General features: G+C 61.6%; 10 protein-coding genes and 1 pseudogene. 8 read left to right on the forward strand and 3 right to left on the reverse strand.

All coding sequences use genetic code 11. From position 1 onward, the window contains the following. Positions 1-71 precede the first annotated feature (71 nt). From ACW9HX_RS25555 to ACW9HX_RS25570, 4 genes are all read left to right on the forward strand, one after another. Positions 72-3,662 (forward strand): DUF2339 domain-containing protein, encoded by a 3,591-nt coding sequence (locus ACW9HX_RS25555; protein ID WP_457382715.1) that lies wholly within the window; start codon positions 72-74, stop codon positions 3,660-3,662. After that, positions 3,659-5,023 carry a DUF3999 domain-containing protein gene (locus ACW9HX_RS25560; protein WP_457382716.1) on the forward strand — a complete coding sequence of 455 codons (1,365 nt, stop codon included), beginning with the start codon at positions 3,659-3,661 and terminating at the stop codon, positions 5,021-5,023. The genes ACW9HX_RS25555 and ACW9HX_RS25560 overlap by 4 nt, the downstream gene beginning before the upstream one ends. A 195-nt stretch (positions 5,024-5,218) precedes the next feature. Continuing rightward, positions 5,219-6,229, forward strand: a complete 1,011-nt coding sequence (locus ACW9HX_RS25565; RefSeq protein ID WP_457382717.1) for a class 1 fructose-bisphosphatase — start codon at positions 5,219-5,221, stop codon at positions 6,227-6,229. 3 nt (positions 6,230-6,232) lie between these two features. Continuing rightward, entirely contained in the window at positions 6,233-6,835 is a 603-nt protein-coding gene (locus ACW9HX_RS25570) for a DUF924 family protein (protein ID WP_457382718.1), read from the forward strand. 215 nt (positions 6,836-7,050) lie between these two features. On the opposite strand, the gene ACW9HX_RS25575 is transcribed toward ACW9HX_RS25570, so the two are convergent. Together ACW9HX_RS25575 and ACW9HX_RS25580 are read right to left on the reverse strand one after the other, a co-directional pair. Then, a complete protein-coding gene (locus tag ACW9HX_RS25575) occupies positions 7,051-7,815 on the reverse strand; it encodes a methyl-accepting chemotaxis protein (RefSeq protein WP_457382723.1) in 765 nt (254 codons plus the stop codon). Positions 7,816-7,908: 93 nt separating this feature from the next. Further along, a pseudogene (locus ACW9HX_RS25580) lies at positions 7,909-8,943 on the reverse strand (HAMP domain-containing protein); the annotation flags it as partial. Between the two features lie 282 nt (positions 8,944-9,225). Here ACW9HX_RS25580 and ACW9HX_RS25585 point away from each other — a divergent pair. Beyond that, on the forward strand, positions 9,226-9,480 hold the full coding sequence (locus ACW9HX_RS25585; protein WP_457382719.1) for a hypothetical protein: 255 nt from the start codon (positions 9,226-9,228) through the stop codon (positions 9,478-9,480). Positions 9,481-9,511: 31 nt separating this feature from the next. Then, positions 9,512-10,081, forward strand: a complete 570-nt coding sequence (locus ACW9HX_RS25590; protein ID WP_457382720.1) for a lipocalin family protein — start codon at positions 9,512-9,514, stop codon at positions 10,079-10,081. Between the two features lie 48 nt (positions 10,082-10,129). Here ACW9HX_RS25590 and ACW9HX_RS25595 read toward each other — a convergent pair whose 3' ends face one another. After that, the gene (locus ACW9HX_RS25595) at positions 10,130-11,494 is read right to left on the reverse strand and encodes a formimidoylglutamate deiminase (protein ID WP_457382721.1); all 1,365 of its coding nucleotides are present in this window, start codon (positions 11,492-11,494) and stop codon (positions 10,130-10,132) included. 145 nt (positions 11,495-11,639) lie between these two features. Here ACW9HX_RS25595 and hutC point away from each other — a divergent pair, with 145 nt between their 5' ends. Continuing rightward, entirely contained in the window at positions 11,640-12,350 is a 711-nt protein-coding gene (hutC, locus tag ACW9HX_RS25600; protein WP_162803449.1) for a histidine utilization repressor, read from the forward strand. Positions 12,351-12,374: 24 nt separating this feature from the next. Further along, on the forward strand, positions 12,375-12,944 hold the full coding sequence (locus ACW9HX_RS25605) for a HutD/Ves family protein (protein ID WP_457382722.1): 570 nt from the start codon (positions 12,375-12,377) through the stop codon (positions 12,942-12,944). Positions 12,945-13,356 lie beyond the last annotated feature (412 nt).

Genomic DNA, 13,356 nt, shown 5'->3' on the forward strand with positions numbered 1-13,356 from the left:
GTTTGTTGGGCCGGGCCGATATACTGAGCCCTGGTTCGGCCCCGCTTCGGGGCTGCTCAGGGATATCGACCATGCAATGGATGTTCATGTTGATCGGGCTGGTGCTCGGTTGGCTGCTCGACGAATCGTTCAGTTCTGCGCTGTTGGGTGCGCTGTTGGGGCTCGCCATCGGCCAGACGCTGCGCATCGCGCGGCTGGGTTCGCAGGTGGCGGAGCAACAGCAGCAACTTGAACAGGCGAAGGTGGCGTTGCAAGGCGTCGCGCAGCGTTTGTATCTGCTGGAGGGATCGCCTTCGCACGCGGTACCGGCGCCAGGCGTAGAGCCGGCCCCCGAGCCTTTGGTCGAGTCTGTCGATGTCGTCGAAGAAGCTCAGGCCCCCGAACTGGTCTGGGAGCTGCCGCCCGAGCTCGAGCCTCTTTCTGCCGTCGCCAGCGAAACCAGTCAGCCGCTGCCGGCCGATGTCTGGCGCCTGGACGCCGTTACACCTGAACCTGAACCCCGACAACCTGCCGAACCCCGTGGCCCGAATCTCATCGAGCGCGGCATCAGCGCTGCGCGCAACTGGCTGTTCGGTGGCAACACTGTGCTGCGGGTCGGCGTGGTGCTGTTGTTCTTCGGTCTGGCCTTCCTGCTGCGTTACGCCACCGAAGGCATGGTGGTGCCGATCGAAATGCGTTACGCCGGGGTCGCGGCGGCGGCACTCGGTTTGTTGGCGCTGGGCTGGTGGTTGCGCCATCGCAACAGCAGCTACGCCTTGATGTTGCAAGGCACCGGGATCGCGGTGTTGTACCTGACGGTGTTTGCAGCGATGCGTCTGCACCCGCTGCTTGATCCGTCCGCCGCGCTGGGCTTGCTGGTGGCGGTGACGGTGTTTTCGGCCATTCTGGCCGTCACCCAGGATTCCCTCGCCCTGGCCTGCGTTGCGGCCTTGGGCGGTTTCGCCGCGCCGATTCTGACCTCCACCGGCGCCGGCAACCATGTCGCGCTGTTCAGTTATTTCGCGTTGCTCAACGCCGGCATCCTGGCCATTGCCTGGTTCAAGGCCTGGCGTCTGCTCAACCTGATCGGTTTCGCCGGCACCTTCGGCATCGGTTTCGCCTGGGGCGTGCGTTCGTATGCGCCGGAACTGCTGTGGAGCACCGAGCCGTTCCTGATTCTGTTCTTCCTGATGTACCTGGCCATCGGCCTGCTCTTCGCCCGACGCAAGTTGCTGGACATGCCGGACGCCCCGGCGGATGGCGATCGCGAGGCGCTGCTGAATTGGTCGGCGCGCAAGGGTGACTACGTCGATGGCACGATGCTGTTCGGTCCACCGCTGGTAGGTTTCGGTCTGCAATTCGCGCTGGTGCAGCATCTGGAATTTGCCGCCGCGTTCAGTGCGCTGGCGCTGGGCATGATTTACATGATCCTGGCCCGGGTGCTGATGGGCGGCCGGGCGTTGTTGCTGGGCGAGACTTGCCTGGCGCTCGGCGTGATTTTCGCCAGCCTGGCGATTCCTCTCGGGCTGGATGCGCGCTGGACTTCTGCGGCCTGGGCAGTTGAGGGCGCAGGGATTTTCTGGCTCGGCCTGCGTCAGCACCGGCCGTTCGCCCGGGCCTTCGCGTTGCTGCTGCAACTGGGTTCGGCGCTGGCATTTCTCAGCCAGTTGCGTGTCGGCGAAAGCAGCCTGCTCGACGGTGCACCGCTGGGCGCATTGATGCTCGGCATCGCATTGCTGTTCAGTTTCTACCAGTTGCGCAAAGCTCCGGCGGAACACACGTCGGCGTGGGAACGCCAAGGCCTGCCGGTGTTGGCGAGTCTCGGTCTGACCTTCCTCTATCTGCTGGCACCGCTGTTTTTCTTCACCCACGGCACGGCGATCAGTTGGGCGCTGGCCGGGCTGGTGACCTTGTTCGTCGGTTTGCGCCTGCAATCGCGCACGTTCCTGTTCAGCGCGTTTGCCGTGCAACTGCTCGGCGGGGCGTTGTTCCTGTTGCGCCTGCAAGGGGCGGGCGAGAATTCCGCGGCCGTGTTCAGCGCCGGCTGGAGCGGTTTGCTCAGTGCATCGCTGATCGGACTGGCGTTGATCGCCGGCATGCTGCTGGCGGCACGTGACGAGATGGTGCGCAACGATGTTCGGCTGCTGCGCGGTTTGTCGGTGGTGCTGCTGGCGGGGTTGGCGCTGATCAATCTGGCGGTGTTGTTCGTGCTGCCGTGGCAAACCGCGAGCGCGGTGTGGGCGGCCAGTGGCTTGCTGATCATTTGGCTCAGCCTGTACCTCAAGCAGCGCGTGAGTTTTGTCTTCGGATTGTTGTTGCAGTTGATCGGCGGCGCGGCGTTTTTGCTGGCCGGTCCCGAGTTGCTCGGGCCGTTGTCCAGCGAAGGTCTGCGGCCGCTGGCCCATGGCGGATTCTGGACGCCAATGGTGCTGGGTCTGGCGGCGATGATCGGGGCGTGGCGTCTGCAACTGGGCAATCATCCCTCGGCGTTCGATGTGTTGAGTTTGCAGCGACTGTCCGAAGTATTGCTGATCTGGGGCGCCGCGTGGTGGGCGTTGGCGTGGTTCAGCGAAGTGATGCGTTTTGCACCGACGAATCTGGAAAATTCGCTCTTGCTGCTGGTCGCTGCGTTGATGGTCGCGTTGTGGACGGTGTTGGCATTGCGCCTGAAATGGCCGTCGCTCGGTCTGCTCTGCACCTTGCTGATTCCGGTGGCCGGGCTGGTGTTGCTGGTCTCGTGGCACTCGCGTTATCACCCGGCGGCCAACTTCGGCTGGCTGGCATGGGCGGCAGTGTTTGCGGTGCATTTCTTCAGCCTGCGGCGTCTGGCGCCGATGTTGCCGGCGCGGGCCTTGAGCACGGCGCATGTGCTCGGTTGCTGGCTGCTGATCGGCGTGCTGGCGCTGGAGTTGCGCTATGGCCTGCTGCTGTTGTCCGAGCAGTACAACGCCTGGCGCTGGCTGGGCTGGGCGATTCTGCCGAGTGTGTATCTGTTGCTGATGGCCGCGCCGCGCAACTGGCCGTGGCCGGTGGCGGCGTTCCCTCGTGAATACCGCTTGTACGCGGCGGCGCCGCTGGCGGTGTTGATGCTTGCCTGGTTCTGGCTGGCGAACGGCGTGAGCGACGGTAACGCCGAACCGCTGCCTTACGTGCCGCTGATCAACCCATTGGAGCTGGGCCTGTTGATCGCGTTGTTCAGCGTCTATGTCTGGTCGCGAAGTGCCGTTTCCGAGCTGTCGATCCGCAAGGATTACGCCGCTCACGCCTCGCAACTGATCGCCGGCGTTTCGTTGTTCGCGTTCTGTACCGCGTTGGTGACCCGCGCCGCACACCATTGGGCCGGGATTCCGTTCGAGCTCGACCTGTTGCTCGAATCGATGCTGGTGCAGGCCGGGTTGTCCATCGTCTGGACGCTGATGGCACTCGGATTGATGATCGGCGGGCACCTGCGCCATCGCCGCGAAGTGTGGCTGATCGGCGCGGCGCTGATTGCGCTGGTGGTGGCCAAACTGATTTTTGTCGAATTGAGTAACCGTGGCGGGTTGGCCCGGATCGTCTCGTTTATCGGCGTCGGCGTGTTGCTGCTGGTGGTGGGCTACTTCGCGCCACTGCCGCCCAAACGCGTCGAAGCTGCACCGGAGGCGGACAAACCGGCCCCGGAAACCGAAGGAGTGTCGTCTTGAGTCGCAAGCTTAATTTCGGGTGGCTGTTGCTGGGCGTGGCCATGACGGCCGGTGCCCAGGACAAACCGGCGGACTTCGCCGCGCAGGTGCCGTTGTCGGTCAGTGGCGCGGGCCCGTGGTATCGCCTCGAACTGCCGCTGAGCGTGCAGTTGCAGGCGCGTCAGACCGATCTCAGCGATCTGCGGGTATTCAACGCCGCTGGCGAGCCGCAGGCCTACGCGTTGGCCCGGGAATCAGCGCAGACCCGCGATGACGGCCGCTTGAACGCAGTGAAATGGTTCCCGCTGTACAACTCGGCGGATGCCACTGAGCGCGCGCCGAGCGTTCGCGTGCAGTCGACCACCACCGGCACGCTGGTGGAAGTGCAGCCGTCCAGCCAACTGGAAGCAGGCGAGGAAGTGCTGCGCGGCTGGCTGCTGGATGCCAGTGCGATCAAGGCACCGTTGCAGCAACTGATCCTCGACTGGACCAGCGAGCGCGACGGCTTCCAGCGTTTCAGCATCGAGGCCAGCGACGACTTGCAGCACTGGCAAGCCTGGGGCGAAGGCCAGGTCGCGCGCCTGACCTTTTCCGATGAGCGCATCGAGCAGCACGAAGTTGCGTTGCCGGGGCAATCTGCGCGTTATCTGCGCCTGCTGTGGGACTCGCCGAATGCGGCCCCGACCCTGACCTCGGCACAGTTGAAAAGCAGCGACCCGCAAAACCTGCCGTTGCCGCTCGTCTGGTCGCCAGCGCTCGCGGGCAGCAGCTCCAAGGCCGGCGAATACACTTGGCAGTTGCCGATGGGGCTGAATGTCGAACGGGTTCAGGTCGAGTTGAAACAGCCCAACAGCCTGGCGCCGGTGACGCTCTCGGGTCGCCGGGAAACCAGTCTGCCGTGGCAGCCGTTGAGCAGCGGCTTGCTCTATCGCTTGAACCAGAATGGCCAGGACGTGGTGCAGAACGAGTTGCAGCTCTACGGGCAGACCGTCCAGCAGTTGAAACTGACAGTCGACGAACGCGGCGGCGGTCTCGGCGAGCAAGCGCCGAGTGTCAAGTATGCGGTGCGCGCCACCCAGGTGATCTTCCTCGCCCGCGGTGACGGGCCTTACAGCCTGGCGCTGGGCAATCCGACGGTGAGAACGGCGAACCTGCCGCTGACCACGCTGATCCCCGACTTCAAACCGGAGAAACTGGCCACGTTGGGCAAGGCCACGGTGCAAGGTGAAGCGGTTGCGACCCAGACCACTTCGGCCACCACCACAGCCACAGCGGACACCAACTGGAAGAAATTCGGCCTGTGGGCGGTGTTGCTGCTCAGTGTGCTGTTTCTGGCCGCGATGGCCTTCAGTCTGCTGCGCAAGCCGCCGGCCAGGTCCTGAATATGACGGGTGTGGCCTCTACACCCGTCGGGTTTCCAACTACGCTGAATCCGGTGCATGAACTCTCTCGTATCGATCACGTCTGATAGCAGGAATTGCACCCGACGCACGTTACCGGGCGTCATTGCTCGCTACGGTTTCAGACTCCCTGTAAACTGCGCGGGTTTTTAGCCCCCCATTCCACCGGAGCCGTCCATGTCCCGCGTTACCCTGAGTCGCTATTTGATTGAGCAGACCCGCAGCAACAACACTCCTGCCGATCTGCGTTTCCTGATCGAAGTGGTGGCGCGCGCCTGTAAAGAAATCAGCCACGCCGTGTCCAAAGGCGCCCTGGGCGGCGTTCTGGGCAGCATGGGCACTGAAAACGTGCAAGGTGAAGTGCAGAAGAAGCTCGACGTGCTGTCGAACGAAATCCTGCTCGAAGCCAACGAGTGGGGCGGTCACCTGGCCGGCATGGCGTCCGAAGAAATGGACAACGCCTACCAGATCCCGGGCAAATACCCGAAAGGCGCCTACCTGCTGGTATTCGACCCGCTGGACGGTTCGTCGAACATCGACATCAACGCGCCGGTCGGCACCATCTTCTCCGTGCTGCGCTGCCCGAACGAATACCTGAGCCAGAACGAGCCTTTGAATGAAAAGGCCTTCCTGCAGCCGGGCACCCAGCAAGTTGCCGCCGGTTATGCGATCTACGGTCCGCAGACCATGCTGATCCTGACCCTGGGCAACGGCGTGAAGGGCTTCACCCTGGACCGCGAAATGGGCAGCTTCGTCCTGACCCACGAAGACATCACCATTCCTGAAAGCACCCAGGAATTTGCCATCAACATGTCCAACCAGCGTCACTGGGAAGCCCCGGTACAGCGCTACGTTTCGGAACTGCTGGCCGGTGAAGAAGGCCCGCTGAAAAAGAACTACAACATGCGTTGGGTCGCGGCGATGGTTGCCGACGTACACCGCATCCTGACCCGTGGCGGTCTGTTCATGTACCCGCGCGACAGCCGCGAGCCGTCCAAGCCAGGCAAACTGCGCCTGATGTACGAAGCCAACCCGATGTCGTTCCTGGTGGAACAGGCAGGCGGCGCTTCCACCGACGGTCACCAGCGCATCCTCGACATCCAGCCTGAAGGCCTGCACCAGCGCGTAGCGGTGTTCCTCGGCTCGAAAGAAGAAGTCGCACGCGCCACGGCTTACCACAAGGAATAAACCATGAACGCGCCCTGGCAGCCGTTGCTCGATTGGTGGTTCGGTCACTCCGAATCGGCCACTGAAGTGACGGCGCAACAGGGCAAGTTGTGGTTTGGCAAGAAAGACAGCCAGGACCTCGAAGCGCGTGAGCGTTTCGGGGTCTTTGTCGATCAGGCCCTCGCTGGCGAATTGACTGAATGGACGCAATGTCCCGAAGGTTGGCTGGCGGTGGTGCTGTTGCTCGACCAACTCCCGCGAATGATCTTTCGTGATACACCCAAGGCTTTTTCCGGTGATCTGCGTGCGCAGAAACTTGTCGCGCAGGGCATTGCGGCGGACTTTGATCGGCAACTGAAGCCGATCCAGCGCGTATTCATCTACCTCGTCTTCGAACACTGCGAAAACCTCGCGGTGCAGAATGAAGCGGTCTCGCGATTCATCGAGCTGGTGGCTGAACAGCCGGAGGCGGAGCGTGGGGTGTTTGCCGACAATCTGGACTATGCCGAGCGGCATCAGAAGGTGATTGCGCGGTTTGGGCGGTTTCCGCATCGCAATGCGGTGTTGGGGAGGGAGTCTACGGTGGAGGAGTTGGAGTTTTTGAAAGAGCCGGGTTCGCGGTTTTAAGACGATTTTCGGCAGCCTCTAAAACCGGCCCTCACCCTAACCCTCTCCCGGAGGGAGAGGGGACTGACCGAGGTGTTTGTCGCTATACATCGACCTGAGATATCGAACCGAACTCAAGTTTTGAAAAGCATGAAGATCGGCTCCCTTTCCCCCTCGCCCCCTTGGGGGAGAGGGCTGGGGTGAGGGGGTAGGCTCTTGATCTTCAGCTCTTGATCTTAGATCCGGAAGCTGCCCACCAACTGCTTGAGTCGCGCAGCTTGCTGCTCCAGATCCGCACAAGCCCGCAACGTCGCCTGCAAGTTCTCCACCCCTTCCTGGTTCAGCGTGTTGATCTCGTTGATATCGACATTGATCGACTCGACCACCGCCGTCTGCTCTTCCGTCGCGGTCGCCACCGACTGGTTCATGCCGTCGATCTCGCCGATGCGCTGGGTCACGCTTTCCAGGCGTTCGCCGGCCTGGTTGGCGATACCGACGCTGCTTTCACTCTCTCGCTGGCTCTCGGTCATGATGCCGACCGCCTGACGCGCGCCGACCTGCAGTTCTTCGATCATGTTCTGCACTTGCTGCGCCGAATCCTGGGTGCGGTGCGCCAGGTTGCGTACTTCGTCGGCCACCACGGCGAAACCGCGTCCGGCCTCACCGGCGCGGGCGGCTTCGATGGCGGCGTTGAGGGCCAGCAGGTTGGTCTGCTGGGAGATGCTGGTGATCACTTCCAGAATCTGCCCGATGTTCACGGTGTTGCTGTTCAGGGTTTCGATGTTGCCGCAGGAGTCGCTGATCTTCGCCGACAGTTGCTGCATCGCGTGGATGGTTTTATCCACCACCTGCTGGCCGTCTTCGGCCAGGCTGCGTGCGTCGCTGGAGTGTTGCGAGGCGAGGGCAGCGTTCTGGGCGATTTCCTGGGCGGCGGCGCCAAGCTGATTGATCGCGGCGGCCACGCTGTTGGTGCGGGTGGCCTGCTGGTCGGAGTTGTACATCGACGAGTTGGATGCCGCGACCACGCGCAGGGCCACTTCGTTGACCTGGCCAGTGGCGGACGACACCTCGCGGATCGAGGTGTGGATACGCTCGACGAAGCGGTTGAACGACAAGCCCAGCGCGCCGAATTCATCGTGGCCGTGGATGGTCAGGCGCTTGGTCAGGTCGCCTTCGCCTTCGGCGATGTCATGCATGGCGCGGCCCATGGTCAGCAGCGGCTGCATCAGCACGCGGATCAGCATGCCGAGCAGGGCGATGATGATCACCACGGCGATGACCATGGCGATCAGTGCCGAGGTGCGGAACTCGCTGAGCATCGAGAAGGCGGTGTCCTTGTCCAGCACCAGGCCCACGTACCAGTCGGCCGACGGTACGCCGTTGACGCGGGTGAAGGAGATCAGTTGGGTCTTGCCGTCGAACTCGACTTCCTTCAGCCCCGGGCTGACTTTCGGCGCGCCGTTGGGATAGGCCTCGGCCAGGGTCTTGAGCACCAGTTTGCTGTCCGGGTGGATCAGGATCTTGCCGTCGGCACTGACGATGAACGCGTGGCCGTGGCCGCCGAAGTTCAGCGAGTTGATGATCGCGCTGACACTCGACAGATCAATGTCGGCACCGGCTACACCGATCATCTGGCCTTGACGCTGCACCGGAGTGGCAACGGTGATCACCAGTTTGCCCGACGAAGCAGCGATGTACGGTTCGGTGACGATGGTTTGCTGGGCGCTGTTTGCTGCCTTGTACCAGCCACGGGCGCGCGGGTCGTAATCGGGTGCGCGATTGCCGGCCGGGACCGAGAACATCACGCCGTCGGCACCGCCGAAATAGCTGAGCTGGAAATTGCCGGTGTAGGCGGGCAGGTCGATGATGCGTTTGAGGCTGGCCGGGGCATTGCCGTCGGCGACAACCTGCTGCGACATCGATTGCAGCAACTGGATGCGGCTTTCCAGCCAGGTCTGGATGTTGCTGGTGGTCAGGCTGCCCAGTTCCTGCATAGAGGCTTCGGTGCTGGTTTGCAGGGCTTCGCGTTGTCGGTAGTCGTTGAACAAAATGAAACAGGCGAACGCAACGGCCACCACGAGGGCGGCAGCCAACAAGATCTTGTGGCTGAATTTCATGTTTCTGGTCATTAAGTGAGCTACCGCGAAGGGGCTGGTCAAGAAAGGGCGGCAATTTGCCACACTATCGGGCTTTGCGCTGCTCTTATTTCGACCGCTGCGCGCCAAAGATTAGGCGGCTTTCGTGAAAGTCGACGAAATGCTCAATAGCCCTACAAAGTGTCTGATTTACCGATGAATGCCAGACGAGCGGGCTGATAAATAGCCATCCCACGAGGGAACCAGACAGGGGTTTTCTCTTCTAAGCTTCTGGTTGGCGTCAGGCCATCCCCCTTCCGTTCCAGGAGTTACACCATGTCGCTGCGATCTATCGCCCTTCTGTCGTTTTGCGTGCTGTTGGTCGCATGCAGCAAGGTCAATCAGGAAAACTACTCGAAGCTCTCGGCCGGGATGGCCAAGGCCGAAGTGGAGACGCTGCTCGGCAAGCCTACCGATTGCTCGGGTGCGCTCGGCATGTCCAGTTGCACCTGGGGCGACAAGAACAGCTTTATCAGCGTGCAGTACGCCGGTGACAAAGTGTTGATGTTTTCCGGCCAAGGCCTGAAGTAAACCGGGGCTACGCGCCCACGGGAGAAAAACAATGAAGCGGTTATTGCTTGTCCTTTTTGCCGGCCTGGTATTGGCCGGCTGCGCCACGACCGGTGAAGATCCGCTGGCGCCCAAGACAGTCCACAGCGTCAATCTCAAGCGTTACCAGGGTACCTGGTACGAGTTGGCGCGGCTGCCGATGTATTTCCAGCGCAACTGTGCGCAATCCGAAGCCCGCTACAGCCTCCTGCCTGACGGCAACCTCGGTGTGTTCAACCGTTGCCTGACCAAGGACTGGCAGTGGGAAGAGGTCAAAGGCACGGCTTATCCACAGGTGCCGGGCAAGACCGACAAGTTGTGGGTCGAGTTCGATACCTGGTTCTCGCGGCTGATTCCGGGTTCGGCGAAGGGCCAATACTGGGTGTTGTATGTCAGCGATGACTACAAGACCGCGATTGTTGGCGACCCGAGCCGTCGTTACCTTTGGCTGTTGTCGCGTACACCGACCGTCAACGGTGTGGTGCGCGAAGAACTGCTGAGCAAGGCGCGTCAGCAGGGTTACGACACCACGCGGCTGATCTGGCGGGCGTCGGATCAGCAGATGGCCAAGACGTCCAACTGACGCGCAACAAAAAACCTGTGGAGGTTGCCCTCCACAGGTTTTTTTGTGTCAGCCCAATAGCTCTCGCAGCACTTGGGTGAAGGCTCGATTGCTGTCCTCTTCCCCGGCATGTCGCCCTTCTCGAACCACCCACTGACCGTTGACCAGCACGTCGCGCACCTGACGGTCGCCACCGGCAAACAGCCAGCGGTTGAGGATCCCGTCACCGCTGGCCGTGGCCAGATACGGATCGGTGCCATCGAGCACAATCCAGTCCGCGCGTTTGCCGACTTCCAGCGCACCGATCGGCTGGCCCATTGCTTGTGCGCCACCATCCAGCGCCGCGTCATACAGCGTGCGGCCGACCATCGGCTGATCCGCGCCATACAAGCGGTTGCGCCGTTGATCGCGCAGGCGCTGGCCGTATTCCAGCCAACGCAGTTCTTCAACCACGCTCAGCGACACATGGCTGTCCGAACCGATACCCATGCGTCCGCCCTGAGCCAGGAAATCCACCGCCGGGAAAATCCCGTCGCCGAGGTTGGCTTCGGTGGTCAGGCACAGGCCGGCGATGGCGCGACTCTTGGCCATCAGCGTGACTTCTTCCGGATTGGCGTGGGTCGCGTGCACCAGGCACCAGCGCTGATCGACTTCGGTGTTTTCGTACAGCCATTGCAGCGGACGGCGACCGCTCCAGCTCAGGCAGTCGTCGACTTCCTTCTGCTGTTCAGCGATGTGGATGTGCACCGGGCACTGCTTGTCGCTGGCCGCCAGTACTTCACTGATCTGCTGCGGCGTGACCGCGCGCAACGAGTGGAAACACAGTCCCAGCGACTGGGCCTTCTGCTGCGCCAGCAACGGTTGCAGGCGCGATTGCAGTTTCAGGTAGTTTTCGGTGCTGTTGATGAAGCGGCGCTGACCTTCGTTCGGTGTCTGGCCGCCAAAACCGCTGTGGCTGTAGAGCACCGGCAACAGCGTCAGGCCGATGCCGGCTGAACTGGCGGCCTGGCTGATGCGCAACGCCAGTTCGGCCGGGTCGGCGTAGGGCTGACCGTTGTGATCGTGGTGGACGTAATGGAATTCGGCGACCGAGGTGTAACCGGCCTTGAGCATTTCGATGTACAGCTGGCGGGCGATCACACCGAGTTGGTCCGGGCTGATTTTTCCGACGAGCCGATACATCAGATCGCGCCACGTCCAGAAACTGTCGTTGGGATTGCCGGCCACTTCCGCCAGCCCGGCCATCGCTCGCTGGAACGCGTGGGAGTGCAGATTCGGCATGCCCGGCAGCAGCGGGCCGCTCAACCGTTCGGCGCCATCTGCGGTGGAATCGGCCTGGATTCGGGTCAATACGCCTTCGGCGCTGACCTCGAGACGTACATTGTTGGCCCATCCGTCAGGCAGTAACGCGCGTTCGGCAAAGAAGGCGGACATGGTTCAGCACCCCATCGTGTGTTATTTGTATATACATATACAGACGTTTGCCTGCCCGGTAAACTCCGGCAAGCTAGCAACCTTATCCAATGAACAGGGATCCACCGTGCCGACTCCGCCTCCAGTCTCTCCGTTGGCCGCGAACATGGGCGACAGTCCGGCGCCCTTGTACGCCCGCGTCAAACAGATGATCACCCAGCAGATCGACAGTGGTAACTGGCCGCCGCATTACCGCGTGCCGTCGGAAAGCGAGCTGGTCAGCCAGCTGGGCTTCAGCCGCATGACCATCAACCGAGCACTGCGGGAAATGACCGCCGACGGTTTGCTGGTGCGCATGCAAGGTGTCGGCACCTTCGTCGCCGAGCCGAAGAGCCAGTCCGCGTTGTTCGAGGTGCACAACATCGCCGACGAAATCGCCTCCCGTGGCCATCGCCACACCTGCCAGGTGATCACCCTGGAAGAAGAGGCTGCCGGCTCCGAACGCGCACTGGCTCTGGACATGCGCGAAGGGCAGAAGGTGTTCCACTCGCTGATCGTGCATTACGAAAACGATATTCCGGTGCAAATCGAAGACCGTTTCGTCAACGCGCTGGTCGCCCCGGAATACCTCAAGCAGGACTTCACCCTGCAAACCCCTTATGCCTATCTGAACCAGGTCGCGCCGCTGACCGAAGGCGAACATGTGGTCGAAGCGATCCTGGCCGAGCCGTCCGAATGCAAACTGCTGCAGATTGAAAAGGGCGAACCGTGCCTGCTGATCCGCCGTCGCACCTGGTCGGGCCGTCAGCCGGTGACCGCTGCGCGTCTGATCCACCCCGGTTCCCGTCATCGTCTGGAAGGTCGGTTTCATAAATAAAAAAAGCGTAAGTAGAGAGCATAAATGAGCGAGTTGAAGGTTTTACGCGCCGAAGGCTACCCGCGCATGCCGTGGAAAAACGGCGGCGGCAGCACCGAGGAAATCACCCGCGATGCCGGTACCGGTCTTGATGGCTTCGGCTGGCGCCTGTCGATTGCCGACATCGCCGAATCCGGCGGTTTCTCGACGTTTATCGGTTATCAACGGGTGATCACGGTGTTGCAGGGCGACGGCATGACTTTGTGCGTCGACGGTGACGACACCCGGCCGCTGTTACCCCTCGACCCGTTTGCCTTCAGCGGCGAAAGCCAGGTGTCTTGCACTTTGCTCGGCGGGGGGATTCGCGATTTCAACCTGATCTACGCGCCCCAGCGTTACAGCGCACGTTTGCAATGGCTTGACGGCGAACAACGGTTTTTCAGCTCCGCCGGCACTGTTCTCGTCTTCAGCGTCAGCGAGTTGCTGGAAGTGACGGTCAGTGACAACGCTTCGCAACTTGGCCGGCATGACTGCCTGCAACTGGACGGCAACACCGGTCTGGTGGAAATCGCCGTCAACGCGGGCTGCTGTGTGATCGAACTGACTGCACACTGATCGATCCTTGAAAAACCGCTGCTTTGAACAGTGCCTGTAGGGGCTGTTGAGAGCGGCGGTTTTTTTCATCCCGACGTTCCCGAACGCGCACCAACTTGTTACCGAACGCCCCAGCGTGGCGCAATACCACGTTCATGAAACAGCCTTCCGCTTCCTCAAACCAACCCCGCGAAAAAATTCATACACGCCACAGCCTTTGATTCAGGCGTCTTCCAGCCGTGCCCGGTGTTTTTGTTGAACGGCCCCCCACAAGTTGGCCGCTCGATTGCATATGCTTGTATGTACAAGTAAAGACGTATGCGTATGAGTCGTTAGAGGTTCTCCGCAGCGTCCCTGATTCGCTTGTCGCGCATTGAAGCGCACAAGCCGCTTGCCCATCGCCAGGGTTGGTTTGAATTGATCGCTGAGGAGT

It is taken from the genome of Pseudomonas sp. SDO52101_S400 (assembly GCF_054071635.1).